This is a genomic window from Acinetobacter sp. YH12058 (assembly GCF_013419805.1).
In the GTDB taxonomy this organism is placed as follows: domain Bacteria; phylum Pseudomonadota; class Gammaproteobacteria; order Pseudomonadales; family Moraxellaceae; genus Acinetobacter; species Acinetobacter towneri.
The window spans coordinates 88,521-111,669 of record NZ_VOZL01000002.1 but is presented as its reverse complement, the minus strand read 5'-3'; the positions used below and the strand labels follow the sequence as shown (position 1 = coordinate 111,669).

At 41.3% G+C, this 23,149-nt stretch carries 26 protein-coding genes; 10 read left to right on the top strand and 16 right to left on the bottom strand.

Translation table 11 applies throughout. The annotated features are described in order from the left end of the window. Positions 1-130 precede the first annotated feature (130 nt). The 7 genes from catA to FTU09_RS01900 form a co-directional block, all read right to left on the bottom strand. Entirely contained in the window at positions 131-1,051 is a 921-nt protein-coding gene (gene catA, locus FTU09_RS01930) for a catechol 1,2-dioxygenase (RefSeq protein WP_004971957.1), read from the bottom strand. Between the two features lie 189 nt (positions 1,052-1,240). Continuing rightward, positions 1,241-2,302 carry an NADH:ubiquinone reductase (Na(+)-transporting) subunit F gene (locus FTU09_RS01925; RefSeq protein ID WP_004971960.1) on the bottom strand — a complete coding sequence of 354 codons (1,062 nt, stop codon included), beginning with the start codon at positions 2,300-2,302 and terminating at the stop codon, positions 1,241-1,243. A gap of 68 nt (positions 2,303-2,370) precedes the next feature. Then, positions 2,371-2,733 (bottom strand): phenol hydroxylase subunit P4, encoded by a 363-nt coding sequence (locus tag FTU09_RS01920; protein WP_104853300.1) that lies wholly within the window; start codon positions 2,731-2,733, stop codon positions 2,371-2,373. A 117-nt stretch (positions 2,734-2,850) separates the two neighbouring features. After that, positions 2,851-4,377 (bottom strand): aromatic/alkene/methane monooxygenase hydroxylase/oxygenase subunit alpha, encoded by a 1,527-nt coding sequence (locus FTU09_RS01915; protein WP_004971966.1) that lies wholly within the window; start codon positions 4,375-4,377, stop codon positions 2,851-2,853. 92 nt (positions 4,378-4,469) lie between these two features. Continuing rightward, the gene (locus FTU09_RS01910) at positions 4,470-4,736 is read right to left on the bottom strand and encodes an MmoB/DmpM family protein (protein WP_004971969.1); all 267 of its coding nucleotides are present in this window, start codon (positions 4,734-4,736) and stop codon (positions 4,470-4,472) included. Positions 4,737-4,747: 11 nt separating this feature from the next. Continuing rightward, the gene (locus FTU09_RS01905; protein ID WP_004971970.1) at positions 4,748-5,752 is read right to left on the bottom strand and encodes an aromatic/alkene monooxygenase hydroxylase subunit beta; all 1,005 of its coding nucleotides are present in this window, start codon (positions 5,750-5,752) and stop codon (positions 4,748-4,750) included. Between the two features lie 19 nt (positions 5,753-5,771). Continuing rightward, complete coding sequence (locus tag FTU09_RS01900; protein WP_004971972.1) at positions 5,772-6,065, bottom strand: phenol hydroxylase subunit; 294 nt, start codon at positions 6,063-6,065, stop codon at positions 5,772-5,774. Positions 6,066-6,482: 417 nt separating this feature from the next. On the opposite strand from FTU09_RS01900, the gene mobR reads away from it, so the two are divergent. Next, on the top strand, positions 6,483-8,156 hold the full coding sequence (mobR, locus tag FTU09_RS01895) for a phenol degradation transcriptional regulator MobR (protein WP_180079458.1): 1,674 nt from the start codon (positions 6,483-6,485) through the stop codon (positions 8,154-8,156). A 60-nt stretch (positions 8,157-8,216) separates the two neighbouring features. Here the strand turns inward: mobR and FTU09_RS01890 are convergent, their stop codons facing one another. The 5 genes from FTU09_RS01890 to FTU09_RS01870 all read right to left on the bottom strand — a co-directional run bounded on the left by FTU09_RS01890 (position 8,217) and on the right by FTU09_RS01870 (position 11,076). Beyond that, positions 8,217-8,636: a DsrE family protein gene (locus FTU09_RS01890; protein ID WP_004971976.1), complete on the bottom strand. Its 420-nt coding sequence runs from the start codon at positions 8,634-8,636 to the stop codon at positions 8,217-8,219. A gap of 258 nt (positions 8,637-8,894) precedes the next feature. After that, positions 8,895-9,392 carry a DUF2505 family protein gene (locus tag FTU09_RS01885; protein ID WP_004971978.1) on the bottom strand — a complete coding sequence of 166 codons (498 nt, stop codon included), beginning with the start codon at positions 9,390-9,392 and terminating at the stop codon, positions 8,895-8,897. Positions 9,393-9,557: 165 nt separating this feature from the next. Continuing rightward, the gene (locus FTU09_RS01880) at positions 9,558-9,842 is read right to left on the bottom strand and encodes a hypothetical protein (RefSeq protein ID WP_096900962.1); all 285 of its coding nucleotides are present in this window, start codon (positions 9,840-9,842) and stop codon (positions 9,558-9,560) included. 12 nt (positions 9,843-9,854) lie between these two features. Continuing rightward, positions 9,855-10,433: a nicotinamide riboside transporter PnuC gene (gene pnuC, locus FTU09_RS01875; RefSeq protein ID WP_179996145.1), complete on the bottom strand. Its 579-nt coding sequence runs from the start codon at positions 10,431-10,433 to the stop codon at positions 9,855-9,857. Between the two features lie 157 nt (positions 10,434-10,590). Further along, positions 10,591-11,076, bottom strand: coding sequence for a hypothetical protein (locus tag FTU09_RS01870; protein WP_180051629.1), 486 nt, complete (start codon positions 11,074-11,076; stop codon positions 10,591-10,593). A gap of 281 nt (positions 11,077-11,357) precedes the next feature. Between FTU09_RS01870 and FTU09_RS01865 the strand changes: the two genes are divergently transcribed. Next, positions 11,358-11,825: a GNAT family N-acetyltransferase gene (locus FTU09_RS01865; RefSeq protein ID WP_167845868.1), complete on the top strand. Its 468-nt coding sequence runs from the start codon at positions 11,358-11,360 to the stop codon at positions 11,823-11,825. 84 nt (positions 11,826-11,909) lie between these two features. On the opposite strand, the gene cysN is transcribed toward FTU09_RS01865, so the two are convergent. After that, positions 11,910-13,526: a sulfate adenylyltransferase subunit CysN gene (gene cysN / locus FTU09_RS01860; protein ID WP_096900965.1), complete on the bottom strand. Its 1,617-nt coding sequence runs from the start codon at positions 13,524-13,526 to the stop codon at positions 11,910-11,912. Between the two features lie 144 nt (positions 13,527-13,670). Next, entirely contained in the window at positions 13,671-14,579 is a 909-nt protein-coding gene (cysD, locus tag FTU09_RS01855; protein ID WP_026438300.1) for a sulfate adenylyltransferase subunit CysD, read from the bottom strand. 354 nt (positions 14,580-14,933) lie between these two features. Between cysD and FTU09_RS01850 the strand changes: the two genes are divergently transcribed. The 3 genes from FTU09_RS01850 (at position 14,934) to FTU09_RS01840 (ending at position 16,177) form a co-directional block, all read left to right on the top strand. Then, on the top strand, positions 14,934-15,464 hold the full coding sequence (locus FTU09_RS01850; RefSeq protein WP_096900966.1) for a hypothetical protein: 531 nt from the start codon (positions 14,934-14,936) through the stop codon (positions 15,462-15,464). Positions 15,465-15,590: 126 nt separating this feature from the next. Next, positions 15,591-15,899 (top strand): type II toxin-antitoxin system RelE/ParE family toxin, encoded by a 309-nt coding sequence (locus FTU09_RS01845; protein WP_096900967.1) that lies wholly within the window; start codon positions 15,591-15,593, stop codon positions 15,897-15,899. Continuing rightward, the gene (locus FTU09_RS01840; protein WP_004971994.1) at positions 15,896-16,177 is read left to right on the top strand and encodes a HigA family addiction module antitoxin; all 282 of its coding nucleotides are present in this window, start codon (positions 15,896-15,898) and stop codon (positions 16,175-16,177) included. Before FTU09_RS01845 ends, FTU09_RS01840 begins: the two co-directional genes overlap by 4 nt. A 73-nt stretch (positions 16,178-16,250) precedes the next feature. Here FTU09_RS01840 and lysS read toward each other — a convergent pair whose 3' ends face one another. Continuing rightward, positions 16,251-17,777, bottom strand: a complete 1,527-nt coding sequence (lysS, locus tag FTU09_RS01835; RefSeq protein ID WP_096900968.1) for a lysine--tRNA ligase — start codon at positions 17,775-17,777, stop codon at positions 16,251-16,253. Between the two features lie 316 nt (positions 17,778-18,093). Between lysS and FTU09_RS01830 the strand changes: the two genes are divergently transcribed. Beyond that, entirely contained in the window at positions 18,094-18,600 is a 507-nt protein-coding gene (locus tag FTU09_RS01830; protein WP_026438299.1) for a YqiA/YcfP family alpha/beta fold hydrolase, read from the top strand. A 110-nt stretch (positions 18,601-18,710) separates the two neighbouring features. Here FTU09_RS01830 and FTU09_RS01825 read toward each other — a convergent pair whose 3' ends face one another. Next, positions 18,711-19,253: an adenine phosphoribosyltransferase gene (locus tag FTU09_RS01825; protein WP_004972003.1), complete on the bottom strand. Its 543-nt coding sequence runs from the start codon at positions 19,251-19,253 to the stop codon at positions 18,711-18,713. A 484-nt stretch (positions 19,254-19,737) separates the two neighbouring features. Between FTU09_RS01825 and rubA the strand changes: the two genes are divergently transcribed. The 4 genes from rubA (at position 19,738) to oxyR (ending at position 23,067) form a co-directional block, all read left to right on the top strand. Continuing rightward, positions 19,738-19,902 (top strand): rubredoxin RubA, encoded by a 165-nt coding sequence (rubA, locus tag FTU09_RS01820; RefSeq protein WP_004972007.1) that lies wholly within the window; start codon positions 19,738-19,740, stop codon positions 19,900-19,902. A gap of 72 nt (positions 19,903-19,974) precedes the next feature. Next, positions 19,975-21,153 (top strand): FAD-dependent oxidoreductase, encoded by a 1,179-nt coding sequence (locus FTU09_RS01815; RefSeq protein ID WP_154320941.1) that lies wholly within the window; start codon positions 19,975-19,977, stop codon positions 21,151-21,153. 56 nt (positions 21,154-21,209) lie between these two features. Then, positions 21,210-22,148: an alpha/beta fold hydrolase gene (locus tag FTU09_RS01810; RefSeq protein WP_154320942.1), complete on the top strand. Its 939-nt coding sequence runs from the start codon at positions 21,210-21,212 to the stop codon at positions 22,146-22,148. 13 nt (positions 22,149-22,161) lie between these two features. Then, positions 22,162-23,067, top strand: a complete 906-nt coding sequence (oxyR, locus tag FTU09_RS01805; RefSeq protein WP_179990801.1) for a LysR family transcriptional regulator OxyR — start codon at positions 22,162-22,164, stop codon at positions 23,065-23,067. Positions 23,068-23,149 lie beyond the last annotated feature (82 nt).

Here is a 23,149-nt window from a genome sequence, read left to right as displayed (position 1 = left end):
TGATGAAGTCTGCCTGCTGCGCCTGAATCATTCATGCGCGAACAGCCGACTTTTAAGGGCAGCATCAACAAAGAACTTGCTGATGCTGTATTGGCGAACGTGTTAAAACTTTGTGTTTTAAGGTGTGGGATTAAGCACTTGCACGACGACGTTCAACTTCAGTCGATGGTGCATTTGCAGTGTCTTTGACTAATTCAAAGTTAAAGGTGATGTGCTTAAATGGTTTGTCTAAACCACGGCGCTGAATTTCTGCAGCATCGGTCACATCTACCGCTGTTGCAACCAGACCTTCACGGGTCGCAAATGCGAAGTCATCCCACAGGTATTGATCACCTTCAATGTTAAATTGCGTAGTGAGTTTGCGGTAACCTGGTGCAGAAATGAAGTAATGCACGTGAGATGGACGGTTGCCATGACGACCTAGTTTGTTTAATAAAGCTTGAGTCGTGCCGTCTGGTGGGCAGCCATAACCGACTGGCATGGTCGTTTGCGCCACATATTTACCATTGGCATCACTGAAAATAGTACGGCGTAAGTTAAAGTCAGACTGAGATTTATCAAAGAATGAATAGTTACCTAAACCGTTGGCATGCCAAACTTCGACTTTGGCATTTTCAATGATATTGCCATTGGTGTCAGTGACTGTACCTTCAATAATTAACGTATCTAAATGGTCTGATTCTGAACCATCATCCATACGCGCAAAACCGACTGATTCAGGCGCACCTGCAACATAAAGTGGCCCTTCAATGGTACGTGGTGTACCGCCTGTTACGCCTGCTTTGGCATCGGCTTCATCGGCACGTAAATCTAGATAATGTTCTAAACCCAAACCTGCTGCAAGTAAACCAAGTTCATTGGCTTTGCCTGCATCGGTAATATATTCCAGACCTTTCCACACTTCTGAAGGCTGAATGTCTAAATCTTCAATGGCTTGAAATAAATCTGCCACTAAACGCACCACTATTTGCTGCACACGCTGATCGACAGGGCGTGTAGCGGTGTCTACGTTCATTTCCTTCACTAAAGTATCAATTTGTTGACGGTCCATGTAACTCTCCTTGGCTATTTTGGCTTTGCTGGTTGTCGCATTGCTATTTTGGCTTTTGACACTGCCTTACTGTGTTGATGATGGTGTCAGTGCTGAGCTAAATGCCTCAACACTGACCGACTTCCTTGGAAACTTTTTATCTATTGCAATTCGATAGGCTCAGTACAATATTGCAGCACCTATCCACTTTTAAATATGTTTAAACAATGCTGAACGTGACTGACCACTTGCACCATCGGCAGCACTCAAGAAGCGTTCAGTGTGAATATCACGTTCAAACAAACGGCTTTGCATTAAGGTCGAAATTGCTGCATCAATCATGACTGGTGGGCCGCATAAATAGGCTTTGTGTCCACCGCAACGCTGCTCAAAATAATCGGCAACCGCTTCATGCACATAGCCTGTAAATCCTGTCCAATGGTCTTCTGCTTTAGGTGCATTTAATGCGGGAATGTAGCGGAAGTTTGGATAGTCTTTGACTAACTGCTCAAACAGTTCTCGGTTATATAATTCCGCAACATCACGCGCACCTTGGAATAGGTAAATGGTGCGGGTATCACCCGACTCTAGTAAGTCTAAAATCATAGATTGCGGGCTAGATAAACCTGAACCACCTGCAATAAAAATCGCATCCTGATCATCCGATTTACGTACAAAGAATTGTCCGTATGGCCCTGAAATTTCCAGTGCGTCGCCTGCCGCAAGCTGCTCATGCACATAGGTCGTAGCACTGCCGCCCACAACATGACGAATATGCAATTCAATAATGCCTAGTTCGCTTGGTGCATTGGCAATTGAGAAGGCACGAGTGCCTTCAATACCCGGGAATTGCACGTTAATGTATTGCCCTGCCTGAAACTCCATCGGGCGGTCTAACTGCAAGCGCACACCTTTAATGGTTGGAGATAAGTCCTTTACCTCAAGGACTTTGGCCTGATAATCCTGAACCAAATATCCCAAGAAATCTGGGTCTTCATCAACATCGGCTTCAATGGTCATGTCTGATTCAGGCTTACAGCAGCACGCCAACACTTTGTGTTCTTCACGTTCCAAATCCATCAGCGCGAAAGGTGACGCTTCGCCGACATCATAATAACCATCGGTGACTTGGACTTTACAAGTGCCGCAAGTGCCATGCCCACAAGCAAATGGCAACCACACGCCTTGACGTAACGCGGCATCTAAAATGGTTTGATCTTCTTCAACCTCAATGGTTGTGCCAATTGGCTCAATTGTGACTTGATAGCTCATCTGCGACCTCCTGTCTTGTACTTACTGACTGTGCTTTGCTGTCTTTATTTTGTTGTGATCTTACTGTTTTAAACGTGTGCGCCCTTGTACCCATTCAGTCCTGGGGTCACAAAACGCAGTAGTGATTTTTGATCGAAGCCAATTTCTGCCAAGGTCTGTTCAGGGCGTGGCTGAATTACCTGTTTGTTTAAAGTAAATTGCACTTCATCCCATTTAATGTTTTCAAAGTCAGGATGTTGATGGAAACCCGCCTGCATTTGCTGATCCAAAAATTCCTGAAAGGTTTGCTGCGGCGAAACCAACATGGCGTGTGCAGAACAATATAAAGTGTGATGATCCCAACCCACATACACCAAAATGTTGTCGCCATAGTGTTTTTGTAGGTCGCGTGGTTCAAAGTCGTAATCTGGGCGAATAGCGCGTACTGACATGGTCATTCTCCGTATTGGGGTGGTTTGAGCCGCAAATGACTCAAACCGAAATCCTTTTAAATTTGAATCTTGAAATAACTTAAATTTTAGATATTTACTTTAGATAGTGAATGCGTGTTAAGCCGCATCACCTTTCCATTTTTTCCAGCGTTGCTGGTCTGGTGAACCTTCAATATCCAAGTTATCTGCACCGACATTGAAGCGATAATATTCGCGCAGCATGTTTTCCAAATCTAAGCCACCACAGTTGCCTTGTAGAATTTGGTTCACTGGCAACCATGCCTGCACATATTTTTCAGGTTCACGTTCAAAAATATCGTGACAACCATCTGAACAGGTGTGGTAACGCTCGCCTTTATAAACAGACTCACGATACGTAAACATGGTCGGATCGCCATCCATTTCGGTGAAAGTCATTGGCACTTGGCAAATTTGGCACAATTGCGGTAAGCCTGCGCTGTAGAAACGCTTGCCTTCTGCTTCCATCTTGCGTGCTAACTCCCACTTTGGACGGTAGTATTTGTCAAAGGTGTCTGGATATTTTTCAGATAACCAATCCATTTCCTGATCGGTTGGAATCCAAGTATGGAAACCTGCTGCATGACCGAAGTTATAGAAAATCCACCACGCTTGATGCGACACGTGTTCTTTTTCTTTGGTAATTACTTCTGAATATTTCGGCATACGAATACCGTAACGGCTCAAGTCTTTAAATAACGCACCGCCCGCTTCTTCAAAGTAGGTTTCCCACGCTTCTTTCCACGACATCACTTTGTTTGGCAGCATGTAGTCCATCATCATGCCAACTATAGATAACAGACGAGTCCCACGCCAGAACCACTTATCAATCCATTCCTGTACGATTGGCACGTTATCTTCGTGTTGTTCTAACAAGAATTTCACGATTTCTAGACCTAAAGTCATGTGACGTGCTTCATCGGACTGTGCACTAAAACCAAAGGTGACCGTTGCCATATCGCCATTGTGTGCTGCACCTGACATGAACGGTACGAACAACAAGTTGGTCAATACATATTCAAAGGCAAAGCTAATGGCTAACAAGAACTCAAACGGCCCTGCTGAACGCGCATCTTCAAAGAAAGATTTTGGTACAGACAAGTACCAAACGCGGTCATGCATGTGCGACCAATCCTGAAAACCATCAAAGAATTTGTTGTAATGGCTCATGGCATGAATTTGCGTCTGCACGTGACGTAATTCATCAATCGACTGCATTTGTGATGCGATACGTGCGCCTACACCACTGAACTGACGCCCTACATGTGCATAACCTTGGAATGCCTGATATTCAAGCGGAGTTACCGCAGTTAAAAACAGTTTGATGGCATTCAAATAACGCTCATTGGTCACGTTCATTTGACCGTTGTTTTGTGCAAAAGCATCAAAAATGGCGTAAAGTTTTTTCTCTTTTTCTGCCTGATACTTCCAGTAAGCATCCATGGTTAAACGGAATGGATCTTCCCATTTAGACCAGTCTGTAATTTTAATGCCTTCAAATTCTTCGTATGGAAAGGCTTCTTTGCGGTCTGCATAAGAAAAGTCCCAATCCAAGTCACGAGTAAGTGCGCGATAACGGTCTTTGGCATTCAGTTTTTTTGCTGGGGTTTTAACTTGTGAATTCATGCTCATCATCCTTAAATTTTTTAGCGGCAATCTATGCAGCAATATGTTCTGGCGGCACTGTACTCAAATTGGCTCAGTGCACATCCTTATTCCTAGTTCCAGTGCAAACGGAAACTGTCATCATCTTCTTCGACGTTGCCGCCCAACGTAATCATGTTGAGTTGTAAAGACTGAATATCCCAATCTTGTCCAAGTTTTTCAGATACCGTTTCTGCTTTAACAATCAGACCTGTTTCGCTTTCTACCCGAATCATGGCTGGCAGATATTGAATCGTGGCATCTGGGTTGTCTTCTTCAATCGCTTCAATGATGTAGCGCGACGTGTCATTGTCCTGTAATGCGAGATAAACCTTAGACATGCTGCTTCTCCTTAAGCCTGCAAAATTTGTTCGAGTTCGATGCCAATTTTTTTACTGCGTTCCAGCAGTTTTTGTTCTGCAATGTCGACTGCATCTGCAGACAACGCCTCAGCTGCCCACGCTGCAAATGCCGCTTTCACTTCAGGTAAATATTCGGCTAACCACTGGCTCAACAATTGTTTGTTATGTGCAGATTCTGCAGCTGCGGTTTTAAATACGCTGTCTGACCATTTGCGTAAATCTGCCATGGCTTCCTGCATAAATTCCATCAGCATCGCCAAGTCACGTGCTTGATGCTGTGCCAACCATTGATCAAATTGGGTGTAAACCAATTCGCTCATAAAGCTGTCAATCACCAAGTTTTGTAATAAAAACAGTTTGAAATAGTCCTGCTCGATCAAACTGGTTTCACACAGCTTGCGCAGTCCTTGCCATGCTTCATCCTGCATCCATGCTTGTTTGGCTGGAATTAAAGATTCGCCCGTGTTGCCATCGAGTGCCAAACCAACCCGTGAGATGTACTGCGCCATCCCTAAACGATCCATCGCAGCATAAATACAGGCTTGGGTCAGCACCGTGCCATAACCATAAGCACTGCCCGACATCATGTGTAAATTGGCAGTCTGTTCGATATGACGAAACGGCAAAAACAAGGCAATCACTTTGGCTTTGACATCTTCAGAAATATGCTCTGCCAACTGACGCTTTTCAAAAAAGCTAAAGTTACTTTCGGCAATGTCCTGCAAACGCGCACGATGCTGCACATAAGTTCCGTAATAAAACTGACGCGGGTCTTTAAATGCATACCAATCCTGCATTTCAATTGCAGTATGGGTTTTATCATTTAAGGTTTTTTCAGGTTTCCACAGCGGACGATAGTGAAAGTTGGTTTCCGCCTGAATATCAAAACTGACTTCCTGATAACGGGTGGCTGGCTTGTTGCCAAAACGGCGCTCAATATAGGCATAGTTTTGACGAATTGGCTCTATACCCGCTGTTTTAATTTCTAAAGTCATCGCTTATCTCCTTAAGCATTCAGTGTTGATCTTCATGATCAATGTTGTATCGCTGTGCACCGACTAAAGTGTCGTGTTCAATGCCGTAACGCCATTTGTCTTCTTCAGCATCATTCACGGCTTGCTGTTGTTCGCTCATTTCCACCACTTGATTGGTTGCGCAGAACTCGCGGAATGCTTGCTGCGGTAACACCAACTCCACATATAAAGTGGGATCGTGAATGGCAAAGTCGAACTCGACAAATGCGGCATTAATATCGCCCGTTACCCGAATATATTTGGTTAAGGGCAATGCGCCTGTTGCATCCTTCATATTGTTCTCCTACAAGATCTGATTCATTCAGAACTTGCTTCAGTTGCTTCATGCATCTGTTGCTTACTTTTACTATTACAACAAGCGTGCCAACTTTATAAAAACATTGAAAAACAGCAACTTAAAAAATCTGAGTGTTTTTATAAGAATTTGGATTTCATGATTTGATGAATTTTGATGTTTAAAAAATTTAAGATTTCATGATTTGATGAAATACAGCCCGTACAGATACAAAAATTTACCCTTGGGCTTTATGCAATTCGCTTATGATAAAGACGGAATAAAAACAACAAAAACATATAGATACAACTAAATACCTTTAAGGTTTGGCATGATGCTGTTTAGGTATTATTGAATTTTCACGAATTTGCATAAGATGGCTAAACAGCCTCGAATTTAATGGATTAAACACGGCGCATGGTACGAGTAAAATACGACAGCAGCGGCAAATATGCAGGTCATCCTCAGGAAATTCACGACCTGCTTTCCAAACTACATTTTGACACTGAGCGTGGACAAATCTGGTTTGATGAATATCGCATGTTGCTGATGCATACCAGCATCATGGGCTATTTGCGTAAAGACCTTGCCAATATGATTGGAATGGAACGCACCAAACGCTTTTTTATTCGTTTGGGCTATCAGGCAGGTCTGAAAGATGCAGAAGTCACTACTAAAATGCGCCCAGGTTTAAATGAAGAACAGGCTTTTATGGCAGGGCCGCAAATGCACGGTATTCGTGGCATGGTGCAAGTTTCTGCCAATCAATTGATTTTAAATCAAAAGAAAAAACAGTTTTATGCAGACTTAAACTGGCATAACTCCTTCGAAGCCGATGTGCATGTTGAGCAATTTGGACTGAGTCACGAACCTTCCTGCTGGATGCTACTAGGCTATGCTTGCGGTTACAGCAGTTTTGCCACAGGCATGACCATTATTTATCAGGAAGTGGAATGTAAAGCCTGCGGGCGTGAGCATTGCCGCATTATTGGTAAACAACTCAGTGAATGGGAAAATGCCGATGAGTTGATTCAATTCATGTCGCCTGAACCGATGGAACAGGAACTCATTGCGCTACAAGCAGAACTGTATGAACTGAAAAAGTCGATTTATACCACCAGTAAAAATGACTACAGCATGTTCAGCTCAGTCGGACAATCTGCAGCTTATCAACGGGTGTGTGACTTACTCAAAAAAGCGGCAGGTGCAAAAGTGTCGATTTTGCTGCAAGGTGAAACAGGGGTCGGGAAAGAAGCCTTTGCCCGTGGTGTGCATGAACTCAGTCAACGTAAAGAACATGCTTTTGTTGCGGTCAACTGTGCGGCAATTCCGCCTGAACTGATTGAATCTGAACTGTTTGGTGTTGAAAAAGGTGCATTTACAGGTGCACATCAATCACGCTTAGGTAAATTCGAACGCGCCCATGGCGGCACTATTTTTTTAGATGAAGTGATTGAGCTTTCACCACGCGCTCAAGCGGCTTTACTGCGTGTGCTACAAGAAGGTGAAGTGGAACGTGTTGGGGATTCACAAACCCGTCATATTGATGTTCGTGTAATTGCTGCAACCAATGAAGATTTAGAACAAGCGGTTAAAGCAGGTCGTTTCCGTGCCGATTTATATTACCGTTTAAATATTTTTCCTGTGCAAATTCCACCACTGCGTGAACGCCGTGAAGATATCCCCCTTTTAGTTGAGCACTTTTTAAAACGCTTTGAAAAAATGTACGACAAACAAATTCAGGGAGTAAGCGAAAAAGCCACCGCCTTTATGCAAAGTTATGCTTGGCCGGGCAACATTCGTGAACTGGAAAATTTGTTGGAGCGTGCAGTACTACTCACCGAAGATCAACAAATGATTAAACTGAATGCGTTGTTCCCACAAAAGCATGAACACGATGCTGAAGATGTACAAGACAGCACAGATTTAGACACGCTTTTAACCGAAGGTTTTGATTTAGAACAGCATGAGCAACAACTGATTATCACCGCGATGCAAAAAGCCAAACACAATGTATCTGAAGCGGCACGCTTATTGGGAATTTCCCGCGCTGCACTGGATTATCGTTTAAAAAAATACGCCATGCGCTAGAAATTCCGCAATAAAAAAGCCCTGTTTTTCAACAAGGCTTTTGCATTTCAAGCAGCCGAATTACCAGCTCAGTGTCTGAGTGCCTGGACGGAAAATTGCTTCACCCATAGCATCTGGATTGGCATATTTCAGACCTTTCATTAAGTCACCTTCAACAACACCGTACTGCTCCATACACATTTTGCAGATATACACATCACCACCTTTGGCGATAATACTTTTCAGCATGTTCTGATGCTCTGCATATTTATGTTCAAAGCGGTTAGATGCCAACATTACGCCTTGATCGACCAAATAAATCGTCAGTGGATGACCTTTGCCAAATTGGTTATTGCTCATGCCAATTGCCATTTTGGTGCGGTGCGCATCACTGCTGGTAAGCAAGACAAAAAGTGGATCTTTTTTGCTCTCTGCCATTGCTGGAGATAGACTGGCAAAGGTCAGCAAAACCGATAAACATAACAACTGAATCAATTTCATGGCAGAACTCACACTCAATTTAAATCTGGTCAAAATATTAGCATAATAAATATACTATATTTAAATAATAAATTAAGCCGATAGTCTGTATGCAATAAAGCCAAGCACTAAACTTTTTCAAAAATCAAAAATTGATCACTGTAAAATGACCCCAGCATCAACAATCACAATTCAATACGTCCAAAAAACAAAGCGCCACCGAAAACGGCAGCGCCAAGCATGTATTTAAGAGCAATCTTTTCTAGTAGAAATGAAGGGTTAAGCCGCTAAATTTTTCTTAAGCTCATCTTCCACAATCCCAATTTCCAACTCACTGAAACGACGGATTTCCCCTTCTGCATGTTTTTCCAACATGCCGCCAATCAATGGCACTTTAACCTTAATTGTCCAGTTTAATTGAATATCAATTTTTTCATGGTTGCCTGTCACACTACGCTCGCCTTTAGCTTCTAAAGGCAAGTTTGCACCAAGCTCCACGGTAGAAGTAAGCGCCGTTAAATGGGTCACATCATTGCGTTTTAAACGAAATGCATCTTTTAATAATTTTTTAGCCATATCTGGAATATTCACATCTAAATTATAAGCACGGCGTAAAGTGTAAATATCACCGTTCTTTTTAGATTCTAAAATTTCCAAATTTTCACCAGGAATACGCTTGCAGACTGCTTCATGCAAAGCAACATCTGCCACTAAACGCTTAAATTCGTCAATTGAAACGCCATGAATGGTGGCGTTTACAGTAAATTGATGAGCCATTTGAGTTCCTTTTATTTTGTTTATTGATGGAGTAGGTCTAGCATCATCGTGCAATATAATTTGGCTGATGCTCAACGGGTATAAGCTGTTTTATATCCTAAATACAACTTTATTTTCAGGCTATTAAAATGTTTTTTCCGCCTGCTGTCATTGACTCTATTTTGTCTATTCTGTGTGAATGATGCCAAATTCAGCGGCATAGGTTTCATGGCTATAAATAGTTAAATAATGCCCATAAAATTCAATTTTGGCATAAAAATGTTCTGCGCCATCATCTAGTCCTGTGGAACACCATGTCGTCCCTTTGGGGAAATCATCTAACCACTGGGCTTGGTAAAAATCTGCAATCGAATCAAACTGTAAATAACGCTCAGGATACGCTAAAATATCCAATGCCAATAAATCAAATTGTTTAAGCTGCGCCTGTTTAAAATCAATTAAATTGCTCATCGCTACACGCCATCACACCGCAGAATGTGCCGCATGTTGTTGTCGGATTTTATGCCATTCACGCCAGCCCAAATAAGCAAGAACCACAAAACCAGCATATAACACAGCCGTTAACAGCAACTCTTTGTAAATAAACATGCCGATATACACCAGATCGACCACAATCCATAACACCCATGTAGCCAAGTATTTACGACTGGTCCAATAGATTGCCAATAGACTCATAGCTGCCAGTTGTGCATCCAATAAAGGCAGTGAAGCCTGCGTCCACCACTTTAAACTTAGCCCAAACAGTAAACCCAGTATGCTACTCAGTGCAATTTGCAGCCACATTTTAGAGAGTGGCAAGCTTTGAATGATGATATGTTGTTTTTGCTGCTGTGCAGTTTTCCACTGGAAAAAACCATAAACAGCCATGCCCATAAATAGGGTTTGTAATACCGTTTCGCCATACAATTGATATTCAAAGAACAAATAGGCATACAGCAAACAGGCAATAAAATTCACCACCCAGCAAGCTATATGTCGCTTAATGGTTAAGGTCACGCCTAAAACACTAATCAACACAGCAATGATTTCTAAAACTGACATTGATGCTGCCTATGTAAAAGAAAAAGGCATGATACCTCTTTTCGGGAAAATAGCGCAAAACTCAACATTTAACCAAACACTTAACTGACAAGAAGATGCTGCAATTAATTTTCAAGAAACCTCTGTAAAATCATAAACAGAAAATCAGGCATGAAAATCAATCTGTTTGAAACTGCTCTGAATTATTGTATTTATGCTCTTGCCCAAAGCGGTCTACATGGGTAATAAAAACTCCGTATTTGCCGACAAAATATTCAAGGGATTGCTCGTAAAAACTCCAGTAAATTGACCACTCCCCCAAGTCTAACTGACGAATTTGCGTATGTGCTTTGGCAGGCATTTTATTCAGCACTTCTTGTTGAATAGTTTCGGCATCTTCAGGGTCACGACTAGATACTTTTAAGCTTAAAAATATTTCTGCGATATCATCAAATAATTGCTGTTCGTATTCGGCAACTTCTTCCACCACCTCACGAACAGGGCGCGGTGCTTTGTGGGTAATCGGGTCTTGGACAATATTGGCAATATTGGCAATATCTTGACAGCTTTGCTGAAAAGTACGATTAATTTTTATTTTGAACCAGACTTTCCAGACTGCATATACGGCAATCAACAACAAAATCCATAACAATAGTTTTGCCATCTTGGTCTTCGCTCTTATTTCAGGCGTTTCAATAAAGTATAACCATTTCAGGGCTTAGCGTCTATTCGCTGCTGCACGCTTCAACGCTTATGCTTTAACAGATGATTCCATCCATGCATCGCTAAAAAGTGCAATGCTCAATTACACAATGATACCGATTGCCTTAAAAATAGGACTTGTGCTGCAGTATAACGCAGTAAAACACAACAATTTTCTGCTATTTCTTTAAACACTTTTCGCTTCCAATAGAGCCTTGTTTTTATCTATCACCCTAAGCCTAGATGATTAGAGCTGCACAAATTCAAGATGTCGCCAATTTGGTTGCGGTATTACACGCCAGTATTCGCTCTTGTATTCAAGATCATCAACGCAATGAAGCCAAAATTCAGGCATGGCTAGAAAATAAAAGCTATGAAAATATTTTAATGCTGCTGCATTACAACAATTGTTGGGTCTATGTCTTACAGCATGTGGTGGTTGGCTTTATTATGATGAGTGATCGCGGGCAAATTTTACAACATGCCATTGCCCCCGAAGTACAACAACGCGGTATTGGTCAAGCCTTGTTATTTGAAGCAATGAGCGATTTACAGCGCAAAAATGTATCGCATATAAGTGTATTTAGCACGCAGACTGCTTTAAGTTTTTATGAAAAAAATGGCTTTGAAATACAACCTCAAAAAATTAACTATGGACACTTCACGCCCATGCTCAAACATCTCAATAGCGAACCCTTAGATCGCACTTAAAAAACAAACTTTCCAATATAGTGAACGCACATAAGAAAACCGCTTTCAGGTGAAAGCGGTTTTTTATTGGATGTGGATTCGATTTTATAAGCGAACTAGGGCAATAATTTTTTCTGCCAGTTCTTCTGTAGCTGTCGCAGTCAACTCTGCATCTGCACCACTGTTTACATCACTAATGACCACAATGCCCGTTTCGCGGAGTAATGCAACCTGCGCAGCATCTAAACCTGCTTTGGCAATGGCAACAATACCCTGCTGAATCAGCAAGCTTTCAAGTGCTTGTGCCTGTTCAAGTGCTTGGCTTGGTACACATACCGCTGCAGGTTTTTGACCCAAACGTGCAGCACGGTCTTCGGCTGTTACAGGTGTACTGTGTGCAGTCCATTCTACGCAAGCTTCAACCATACCTGCGCCAATGGTCACGTTATTTAAACGATCAATGAAAATAAACGAACCCGTATAACGACTGTCTTGATAACGGTCAAATACCACAGGCGCATCAAATTCGATGGTGACATTGGCAATTGCATTCAGTTCAAGCTGTTCAACCTGCACCTGTTCCAAAGTATTCACATTGGTACGGTAATGAATGGCTGTGACTTTTGCAGGCACAGTTTGTGTACCCACTTTTAAGTTATACAGCTTGCCAATAGATAGTGGCTGATCAGCCATCCACACCACAGTGGCATTTACAGCACGTGAAATTTCAGGACGCACTTGATCTTCACGCACCAACACATTACCACGTGAAATATCAATTTCATCGTTCAGTGTTAGGGTAACTGCTTGACCTGCAATTGCATGTTCAAGATTGCCATCAAAAGTCACAATCTCTTTTACTGTCGAGCTTTTGCCCGATGGCAATGCCACAATGCGGTCACCCACATGAATATCGCCCAAAGCAATCGTGCCGCAGAAACCACGGAAGTCAAGGTTTGGACGGTTGACATACTGCACAGGGAAACGGAAATCATTTTGAGCCGAGTTACGGTTAATTTCTACCGACTCCAATGTTCCCATTAAAGTATCGCCTGTGTACCAAGGGGTATGCTCAGACTTGTTCACCACGTTATCGCCATTTAAGGCAGAAATTGGCGTGAAAATAATATTCGATGGTTTACGATCACCCAGTTGATTCACAAAGTTCGCATATTCCGTCTGAATTTCGTTAAATCGTGCTTCTGAATAATCCACCAAATCCATTTTATTGATAGCAACCACAATATTGTTAATGCCCAATAAACTAGAAATAAAAGTATGACGACGGGTCTGAGTTTGTACGCCATAACGCGCATCAATCAAAATAATCGCCAAGTCACAAGTCGATGCACCTGTTGCCATGTTACGTGTATATTGCTCATGCCCAGGTGTATCGGCAATGATGAACTTACGCTTTTCAGTAGAAAAATAACGATAAGCCACATCAATGGTAATGCCCTGCTCACGCTCGGCTTGCAAACCATCGACCAATAAAGCTAAATCAGGTGCATCGCCCGTAGTGCCGACTTTTTTCGAGTCACGAGTCACGGCTTGTAATTGATCTTCATAAATCAATTTTGAGTCATACAACAAACGACCAATTAATGTCGATTTACCATCGTCTACGTTACCGCAAGTTAAAAAGCGCAGTAGATCTTTGTTTTCGTGCTGTTTTAAATACGCCAAAATATCTTGGCTAATTAAATTCGATTGATGAGACATTGCTCAAAGCTCCACATATTTTTTAGAAATCGGTTTTTTAATCTTTAATCCCTCTAAATCTCCCTTTTATAAAGGGAGGCTTTGCTCCGCTTTTTATAAGTCCCTCTTTATAAAGAGGGGTTTGGGGAGATTTTTCAGGAGAGATTAGAAGTAACCTTCTTGCTTTTTCTTCTCCATCGAGCCAGCTTCATCGTGGTCAATCATACGACCCTGACGCTCTGAACTGGTTGCCAATAGCATTTCCTGAATAATTTCAGGCAAGGTATTCGCTTCTGATTCGACTGCACCCGTAAGTGGATAACAACCTAAAGTACGGAAGCGTACCGATTTCATTTGTGGAACTTCACCTTCTAGCAACGGCATGCGTTCGTCATCGACCATAATTAAAGTACCGCTACGCTCAACGACAGGACGTTCTGCAGCCAAATACAACGGTACTAATGGAATACTTTCGAGGTAAATGTATTGCCAAATATCCAATTCAGTCCAGTTAGACAATGGGAACACACGAATACTTTCGCCTTTATTGACCTTGCCATTATACAAATTCCACAATTCAGGACGCTGATTTTTCGGGTCCCAACGATGTTTTGCATCACGGAAAGAATAAACACGTTCTTTGGCACGTGATTTTTCCTCATCACGACGCGCGCCACCAAATGCCGCATCAAAACCGTATTTATCTAAAGCTTGTTTTAAGCCTTGGGTTTTCATGATGTCAGTATATTTAGAACTGCCATGATCGAATGGGTTAATGTTGGCATCTACCCCTTCTTTATTTTGATGAACAATCAAGTCAAAACCGTGCTGTTTTGCCATGTTGTCACGGAAAGTGATCATGTCTTTGAATTTCCAGCCTGTATCCACATGTAACAGTGGAAATGGCAGTTTCGCTGGATAGAATGCTTTTAAAGCCAAATGCAACATTACCGCTGAATCTTTACCAATCGAATACAACATGACTGGATTTTCAAACTCGGCTGCAACTTCACGGATAATATGAATACTCTCAGCTTCAAGCTGTTTAAGATGAGTAAGTCTTTCCTGATTTATTGACATTGATCACACCAGATGTACTTAAACTTGTGTACGAATAACACAGATAGAATTTGATTTTCATTATAGTGACTTAGTTATGCAGACTATTGCTTGTTTTATTATATTTATATGCAAAAAGCTCATATAAAAGAAAACCAATAAGCAGTATAAGTTTTATTTAATCAATAGTTTATTCCATCATATATTGAAATTTAACGTCATTCTCGCTACGTTTGATACATACAAATCGCGCTTACAAGCTGCTCATTTTTGAATAACTTCATAGATTATTCATCTAATTCAGTGCTTCAAGCATGAACAAAAAATGCTTAAAGTAAAAACATATTTTTTTATTTTTAAGATGCTCCCATGCCACAGATTGAACAGATCAAATCCAAACTTGAACAGGCGCAGCTGGCTGGTTTTTTGTATCAGCACAGCCCTGAGCTACTCGTCCTACAAGAGCCTTTAAACGATGATGCTTCAATGCTGAATGTTTTTGTGCAACATGAACTCAGTGCAGATCAGATTGGGCTGCAATTTGGTTTGCGTTGCCGTGATCAACAACTCTCCTTTTTAATAGGCGTGACGCATAGCAATCAAGACCGCAGCTATGAAATTGGTGCGGGCAATTTAAAGGCCGAACAAAAAGCCTTTAACTTAATGTATGCATTTTATAATTATCCTAAAGGTTTTTATTTGGTAGATGTGCCTTTAAATGCAACCACGGCAGAACTGCATCAAGCGATTGAAACGCAATTATTTTCGCAAGAAAAACTGGATTTCTTAAACACTGCTATTAAAACCAACCCCATGGGTACACAAGTAACTTGGATGAAAGCGCATATTTTACAGCAAGCTTTAGAGATGAAAGTACGGATTCAAACGGCGTTGTTATAAGCATCATCACTTTAAGTTTCTGCGGATTACGCAAGATGCACTTAAACCCCGCCAAAACTGGTTGATTGATTAAACTCGAAATTATCGTATACTGTACATATACACAATACACTTGAATACTAAGGCTTGATTAAGAGTTTTAAACATAAAGGTCTTCAGGCTTTTTTCCAAACTGGTTCAACAGCAGGTATTCAAGCAGCGCATTCTACAAAATTACGTTTAATACTTGCAGCACTACATGCTGCATCTACGGTGAATGATTTGCGAACTCCACCCAATTGGCGTTTACATAAATTGAGTGGAAATCTACAAGATCAATGGTCACTAACAGTAAATGGTAATTGGCGTGTAATTTTTAAATTTGAAGATGGTGATGTCTACATTGTAGATTATTTGGATTATCACATAGCTTCTAGCGCAGGAGTACAAAGATGAATATGATGTTTAATGCACCTCATCCGGGCGAAATGTTGCGCGAATATATTGGTGAAACTTCTGTGACTGAAGTGGCTCAAGCACTTGGAGTGACACGTGCAAACCTATCTCGCATTTTGAATGGTCATACTGGAATTTCTGCAGATATGGCGATTCGTTTGAGTGAAGCCTTAGAAACCTCACCAGAGTTTTGGTTGAATTTACAAATGCAGCATGATTTATGGCTTGCCAGTCAACGCCAGCGACCTATGATCAAAAAATTGGTGGCAAGTGTTTAACTTTAAGTTACAACAAAAAAACAACCTGCATTTCTGCAGGTTGTTTTTTATGTCGTCAACGATGCGCTAAAACTTAGTTTTTATGACGCATGTGTGGGAATAAAATCACATCACGGATACTCGCAGCGTTGGCAAACAACATTACCAAACGGTCAATCCCGATGCCCTCACCTGCAGTTGGTGGTAAGCCGTATTCCAAAGCTTCAACAAAGTCTGCATCGTAATGCATCGCTTCATCATCGCCTGCGTCTTTTTCTGCAACCTGTGCTTGGAAACGCTCAGCTTGGTCAATCGGGTCATTTAATTCTGAGAAACCATTCGCCAATTCACGACCACCAATAAAGAACTCAAAACGGTCAGTAATGTGTGGGTTATCGTCATTACGACGTGCCAAAGGCGACGTTTCTGCAGGATATTCTGTAATGAAAGTCGGCTGACGTAATTGAGTTTCTACGGTTTCTTCAAACACGATGGTTTGTAGTTTGCCCAAACCAAAACCAGGCTTCACCTGTTCTTTCAATTCTTCCTGCACAAATTTAGCCAAGAAATCACGGTCATTAACATTTTCTGGCGTGAATTGTGGATTATGCTCAAGAATGGCATCAAACATAGAAATTTTCTTGAATGGGCCTTTGAAGCTATACACTTCATCGCCATACGGCACATCGGTAGTACCCAAAATATCCAAAGCCAGTTTTTCTAGCATTTGCTCAGTCAATGCCATCAAATCTTTATAGTCGGCATAAGCTTGGTAGAATTCGATCATGGTAAATTCAGGGTTATGACGTGTAGACACCCCTTCATTACGGAAGTTACGGTTAATTTCAAACACACGTTCAAAACCGCCAACCACTAAACGCTTTAAATATAATTCAGGCGCAATACGCAAGAATAACGGCATATCTAAAGCATTATGATGCGTTTCAAATGGACGTGCCGATGCACCGCCAGGAATCACATGCATCATTGGCGTTTCAACTTCCATAAAACGCTGTTCAGTTAAAAATGCACGAATACCCGAAACCACTTTGGCACGAATTTCAAAGGTTTTACGGGTGTCTTCATTTACGATTAAGTCTAAATAACGCTTACGATATTTCGCTTCGGTATCGCTTAAACCATGATATTTGTCTGGTAATGGACGTAAAGATTTGGTCAACAATTCAAAATGTTGAATATGAACATATAAATCGCCTTTGCCTGAACGACCAATATAGCCTTTCACTGCGATAATATCGCCCAAATCTAGGCTCTTGATCGTCTCTAATGTTTCAGCACTAAGTTCTTTACGCGCCACATACAACTGAATACGACCTGTCATGTCTTGAATTACGATGAATGAACCGCGGTTCAACATCACACGACCTGCTACAGACACATACACTTTTTCGCCTGCTTCAATTTCTTCTTTAGAAACTTCTGCGAATTGTGCCTGCAAATCTTCTGCGTAGTTTTCACGCTTAAACGTATTTGGCCAAGGGCTAGTTCCCTTCGCCTGCGCTTGTTCTTGAATTTGCTTTAACTTGGCATGACGCTGCGCAATTAAATCGTTTTCGGAAATAGTGGGTTCAGAAGTCGATTGAGCGTTATGTTGCGTCATCTCTGCCTCGAATAATTACTAAAAAAAGAAGTTCAATAGAATAGCAGATTTAGACACGATTTCGTATGCCTTCTCTGACTCGAGCAATTTATTTTTTAAATTGCCACTTGCTTTTGTGATTTTTTGTAGACTTAGACCAAAAGCTAACTTCTTTCTCAGGCTAAGCGCACTACAATATTGTTCAGAAAATAGATGAAAAAGACCGTATTTTGCTGTTTTTAAACCTGCTGATGTATCAGTCTAAATATTTTATTTTCTATCCACTTTATCTTTAGGCTCAGTTTGACTCAAGATGTTTAACTTTGTGAATCTGGCAATGAATACATGTGCTTTAAAAGTCTTGTTTTTACATGGATTAGATTCCTCGCGGGAGTCGACTAAATTCCATGCCATAGATGCAAAACAAAAATTTTGTATCAATGTCGATTATCGCAACTTAAATTATCAAACTGTTGCCGATTTTTATCACAATATCATTCAAAAAATTAAGCCTGAAATTTTGGTGGGACATAGTCTAGGCGGCTATTGGGCACTCAAAATGTCTTTGTCGCACCATATTCCGTGTGTGGTGGCAAATCCAAGTTTAGCTCCCACGTTTCGCAATGACTATCCTGCAATTTCAGATGATGACTTGCAGCACGATATTCCACAATTGGCTTATTTAGAATTGGGCGATGAAATTTTGGATATGCATGCCGCGCAAGCATTTTTAGAAAACTATATGCAGACCTCTACTTTTGAGTCTGGGCATCATCGCTTATTGCATCCAGAAAATATTAATTCTTGTATTCAGCAAATCGAACAAGCTTATCTTGCCAAATAAAGTCAAAGCTATCCATTAAAAATAATCAATTAAACATCACCCATTAAAAAAGCCTGATCACAACTATGGAGATCAGGCTTTTTTACAGCAGTTACAATAACTTAAAAGGATTAAGCCACTGCTTGTTCTGGTTTAGATTTATTGTCCAATACGGACCAAATATCTAAACCTAAATTTTTGTGTAAATCTGGTAAGTCTAGGAAAATGCTTGCACCTAAAACTTGATGATTACATTTTTCAGCCAATTGTTTCACTGCTTTTAAAGTGCCACCTGTCGCCAATACATCATCTACAATAATGACTTTTTGCGCTTGCACATCGGCAGCCATTTCTAAACGGTCTAAACCGTATTCTAAGCTATAACCCACACCCACAACTGGTGGTGGCAATTTACCTGCTTTACGCACAAGTACCAAACCTTTGCCTGTACGCTGTGCCAAAAGGCTCGCCAATACAAAACCACGTGCTTCTACTGCAATAAAGCTTTCAACTTCAGCTAATTTTTCTGCAGGAATGCTGGCAATTAAAGCATCTGTTAATGAATCCAAATTATTCATAAACAAAGGCGTTAAATCATAAAAATCTACGCCTGGTTTTGGAAAATGAGGAACTGTACGAATATGCGACCACAAAAAAGTAGACAAATTGCTCATGGAAGATCAGAAATGTGACTAAAGAATGGTTGAATTTTACCGTTTATTTTCACATAAGGCTAGTGATCGAATCGGCAAGACTGCCATCAATCACGCATCAAAACACTACAAGGTTTTGATTTTTATAAACTTTAATATACTTAAAAATATTAATATATATTTATTCCATAATAAAATAGCAAAAATATAAGACTTTTACTGTACGACCAAGGTCTTAAATGGCATTTAAACGCATAAAAACGTGATTTTTCCTGCAGCCATTCTCTCATTACAATGCCGTATCTATATCAAAAGAGGTCTTTTCTGCGCGGTTATGTCCCATGCAGCTATTCATTCTATAAAAGCACAGATTAAAATCGCTTATTTACTTTACTTTAGCCGTATAACTGCGTAAAAATTTAATCAAATAGATATATCATACAACTAGTCGTAGATAAGTTTTTTGCTGATCTGGAAATTTAAAGATCGGTTTATGGAGAATTGAATGAAAAAGTATCAATGCATCGTTTGTGGATGGATTTATGACGAAGCAGAAGGCTGGCCTCAAGATGGTATTGTGGCAGGTACATTATGGGAAGATATTCCTGATGACTGGACTTGCCCAGACTGCGGCGTTTCAAAAGCTGATTTTGAAATGATTGAAGTTTAAGACCACGAAAAGACCATGTCCGATGGTCTTTTTTTAACGCCAATTTCTATGCCCTCATTTGGAGTTCACCTTATGCATCCTATCGTTATTATTGGTTCAGGCATGGCAGGTTATACTGTTGCACGCGAGTTTCGTAAGCTAAATGCAGAACAAGAGTTAGTCATGATTTGTGCAGATGATGCTGCCAATTATGCCAAACCAACTTTATCTAACGCATTGGCGGGCAATAAAGCCCCTGCTCAAATTGCATTGGGCGATGCAGCTAAAATGGCAAGCCAACTCAATATGCGTATTGAAACCCACACTTGGGTTAAAGCAATTGATGCAGAAGCGCATGTACTTGAATTAGAAAAAGAGGGTGTAAGCAGCCAACAACCTTATTCTAAATTGGTTTTGGCAGTGGGTGCGAATCCTGTACGTTTAGCCATTGCGGGCGATGGCAGTGATGACATTCATGTGGTAAATAATTTAAGTGATTACACCGCATTTCGCCAACAGCTTGAACAACGTCAAGACAAACGTGTGGTGATTTTAGGTGCAGGTTTAATTGGTTGTGAATTTGCCAATGACTTGCAGCAAACAGGACACCAAGTCACGGTGATTGACCTTGCACCACAACCACTAGGTCGTTTATTGCCGGATTATGTAGCCAGTGCTTTTAAACAAAACCTAGAAGAAACGGGTATCCATTTTGTATTGGGTACAACCGTTGAAAAAGTTTCGAAAATTAAAAATGACGACTATTTAGTGACCATTACCAGTGGTCAGTCTTTAATTGCCGATGTGGTACTGTCTGCCATTGGTTTACAACCAAACATTGCTTTGGCTAAAACAGCAGGCATCGAAACCAGTCGTGGGGTCTTAACCAATGCGCAACTTGAAACCAGCCAAGCTGATATCTATGCAGTAGGTGACTGTGCGGAAGTGAATGGTATTTTATTGCCGTATGTGATGCCAATCATGCAGCAAGCACGTGCCTTAGCCAAAACCTTAAATGGTGAAACTACTCAGGTACACTACCCTGCCATGCCTGTTGCAGTGAAAACACCTGCTGCACCACTGACCGTTTTACCTGCGCCACTAGGGGTAGATGTCAACTGGCATACCGAAGAATTTGACGATGGCATGATTGCCAGAGCCTATGACCAAACCGATACCTTACGTGGCTTTGTCCTATTAGGCACAACAGCGGCCAAACAACGCTTGAGTTTGACCAAATTAGTGCCAGACTTATTGCCTGTATCGGAATAAAATAAAAACAATAAAGGGCGATTGATTTCGCCCTTGCCTGACATGAGGATCACAACATGAATAGTGCACTTCAGTTCACCACATCGCCCTATACGGCATTTATGCACGAAACCAAAGTCGATTTAGGCAACGGAATTCAGCTGCATGTCGAAGTGGGCGGCAAAACTGAAGATCCACCTATTTTGCTGATTATGGGTTTAGGCGCACAAATGTTGTACTGGCCCGATTTCTTTTGTAAATCACTGATTGATCAGGGCTATCGTGTCATTCGCTATGACAACCGCGATATTGGTTTGTCATCCAAAATTCGCCACAAAGGTCCACGTCTGAACACCTATAAAATGATGGGGCGTTTTAGCTTAGGTCTGCAAAACCACGGTGCGCCTTATAACTTATTTGATATGGCGGATGATGCTGCATTGCTATTAGAGCGCTTAGGCATTGAAAAGACCGAAGTGATTGGTGCTTCTATGGGCGGCATGATTGCCCAAATTTTGGCTGCCAAATATGCAGATCGCGTGAATAATTTAGGCTTATTATTTACCAGTAATAACCAGCCTTTTTTACCACCACCATTTCCGAAACAACTGTTCAGTTTGCTAGAAAGACCAAAATCGCAAGATGAAAATGGCATTGTTGATCATAGTTTAAAACTCTTTAAGGTGATAGGCTCACCAGGCTATGTGAATCAACTCGAAGCGATGCAAACTGCACGCAAATTATATCAGCGAAGTTATTACCCTGCGGGTGTACTTCAACAGTTTTTAGCAATATTATGTACAGGCTCGTTGCTACAACTGGACAAACAAATTCAGCAACCTACCCTTGTGGTACATGGTTCGCAAGATCGTTTGCTCCCACCAGGGCATGGTAAGGCTGTTGCGAAAGCGATTCCGGGCGCTAAGTTTGAATTAATCAAAGGAATGGGGCATGATATTCCTCCACACTTTATTCCTCATCTTAGCGAACTGTTTGCTCACCACTTTAAATCATAATCATTAGGACACTATGGCTGCATTACCATCTTTAAGACAGCTGTCATACCTCGTTACACTGTCTGAAACGTTACATTTTACAGAAGCGGCTCGCCGTTCTTTTGTAACTCAGTCGACTTTGTCTGGCGGGATCATGGAACTGGAGCGCCTGCTTGGCGGCGTACTGGTAGAACGTGATCGACAGAATGTACGTTTAACCCCATTGGGTGAACAAGTCGTAGCACGCGCCCGTGTTCTGTTAGCAGATGCACAGGACTTAATGCGTTTAAGCCGTGAAATGAGTGAGCCTCTCACAGGTGATTTACACTTAGGCGTGATTCCAACCATTGCCCCATTTATTTTGGCGCAACTGTTAGATGAAGTGCATAAGCAGCTACCTAAAATTCAATTGCATTTACACGAAGCGCAAAGTGAAAAAATTGTCGAAAAACTGGAACACGGCAATTTAGATATGGTGGTGTTAGCCCTGCCATTCGATACGCGTGGTTTGAAAGTGTCTGAAATTTCTAAAGAAGATTTGTTCTTGGTTTATCACAAGGGCGATCAAAAATCGGCGCAGGCCAATTCTTTAGATGATTTGGATTTATCGCGTTTAATGCTGCTTGAAGAAGGTCATTGCTTACGTGATCACACTTTAAGTGCTTGCCCGATTGGTGAACGCAAAAACGATCATCGTTTAAAAGCCAGCTCTTTGCCGACCTTGGTTGAAATGGTGTCTGCAAATTTAGGCTTTACCCTATTGCCTGAAATTGCAATTCATAATGCCATGATCAAATCGAATCCAGATTTACAGATCAAAAGTATTGAGGCTGCACCAAGCCGTACTTTGGCTTTAGTGACGCGTAAAAGCACGCCATTACAAAGTGAATTTGACGTTTTGCTGCAGATTTTACAGAAAATCACTCAAAACGCAGTCTAAATTTAGACACACGATCCAACATTTCATTAAGGAGCCAACATGGCTCCTTTTTTATTTTTCGTTCAAAAATGCGTATTGTTTT

Excerpts from the sequence above, each read along its gene's own strand:
- catA (WP_004971957.1), bottom strand. The coding sequence starts at position 1,051 with ATGGACCGTCAACAAATTGATACTTTAGTGAAGGAAATGAACGTAGAC.
- FTU09_RS01925 (WP_004971960.1), bottom strand. The coding sequence starts at position 2,302 with ATGAGCTATCAAGTCACAATTGAGCCAATTGGCACAACCATTGAGGTT.
- FTU09_RS01920 (WP_104853300.1), bottom strand. The coding sequence starts at position 2,733 with ATGTCAGTACGCGCTATTCGCCCAGATTACGACTTTGAACCACGCGAC.
- FTU09_RS01915 (WP_004971966.1), bottom strand. The coding sequence starts at position 4,377 with ATGAATTCACAAGTTAAAACCCCAGCAAAAAAACTGAATGCCAAAGAC.
- FTU09_RS01910 (WP_004971969.1), bottom strand. The coding sequence starts at position 4,736 with ATGTCTAAGGTTTATCTCGCATTACAGGACAATGACACGTCGCGCTAC.
- FTU09_RS01905 (WP_004971970.1), bottom strand. The coding sequence starts at position 5,752 with ATGACTTTAGAAATTAAAACAGCGGGTATAGAGCCAATTCGTCAAAAC.
- FTU09_RS01900 (WP_004971972.1), bottom strand. The coding sequence starts at position 6,065 with ATGAAGGATGCAACAGGCGCATTGCCCTTAACCAAATATATTCGGGTA.
- mobR (WP_180079458.1), top strand. The coding sequence starts at position 6,483 with ATGGTACGAGTAAAATACGACAGCAGCGGCAAATATGCAGGTCATCCT.
- FTU09_RS01890 (WP_004971976.1), bottom strand. The coding sequence starts at position 8,636 with ATGAAATTGATTCAGTTGTTATGTTTATCGGTTTTGCTGACCTTTGCC.
- FTU09_RS01885 (WP_004971978.1), bottom strand. The coding sequence starts at position 9,392 with ATGGCTCATCAATTTACTGTAAACGCCACCATTCATGGCGTTTCAATT.
- FTU09_RS01880 (WP_096900962.1), bottom strand. The coding sequence starts at position 9,842 with ATGAGCAATTTAATTGATTTTAAACAGGCGCAGCTTAAACAATTTGAT.
- pnuC (WP_179996145.1), bottom strand. The coding sequence starts at position 10,433 with ATGTCAGTTTTAGAAATCATTGCTGTGTTGATTAGTGTTTTAGGCGTG.
- FTU09_RS01870 (WP_180051629.1), bottom strand. The coding sequence starts at position 11,076 with ATGGCAAAACTATTGTTATGGATTTTGTTGTTGATTGCCGTATATGCA.
- FTU09_RS01865 (WP_167845868.1), top strand. The coding sequence starts at position 11,358 with ATGATTAGAGCTGCACAAATTCAAGATGTCGCCAATTTGGTTGCGGTA.
- cysN (WP_096900965.1), bottom strand. The coding sequence starts at position 13,526 with ATGTCTCATCAATCGAATTTAATTAGCCAAGATATTTTGGCGTATTTA.
- FTU09_RS01850 (WP_096900966.1), top strand. The coding sequence starts at position 14,934 with ATGCCACAGATTGAACAGATCAAATCCAAACTTGAACAGGCGCAGCTG.
- FTU09_RS01840 (WP_004971994.1), top strand. The coding sequence starts at position 15,896 with ATGAATATGATGTTTAATGCACCTCATCCGGGCGAAATGTTGCGCGAA.
- lysS (WP_096900968.1), bottom strand. The coding sequence starts at position 17,777 with ATGACGCAACATAACGCTCAATCGACTTCTGAACCCACTATTTCCGAA.
- FTU09_RS01830 (WP_026438299.1), top strand. The coding sequence starts at position 18,094 with ATGAATACATGTGCTTTAAAAGTCTTGTTTTTACATGGATTAGATTCC.
- FTU09_RS01825 (WP_004972003.1), bottom strand. The coding sequence starts at position 19,253 with ATGAGCAATTTGTCTACTTTTTTGTGGTCGCATATTCGTACAGTTCCT.
- rubA (WP_004972007.1), top strand. The coding sequence starts at position 19,738 with ATGAAAAAGTATCAATGCATCGTTTGTGGATGGATTTATGACGAAGCA.
- FTU09_RS01815 (WP_154320941.1), top strand. The coding sequence starts at position 19,975 with ATGCATCCTATCGTTATTATTGGTTCAGGCATGGCAGGTTATACTGTT.
- FTU09_RS01810 (WP_154320942.1), top strand. The coding sequence starts at position 21,210 with ATGAATAGTGCACTTCAGTTCACCACATCGCCCTATACGGCATTTATG.
- oxyR (WP_179990801.1), top strand. The coding sequence starts at position 22,162 with ATGGCTGCATTACCATCTTTAAGACAGCTGTCATACCTCGTTACACTG.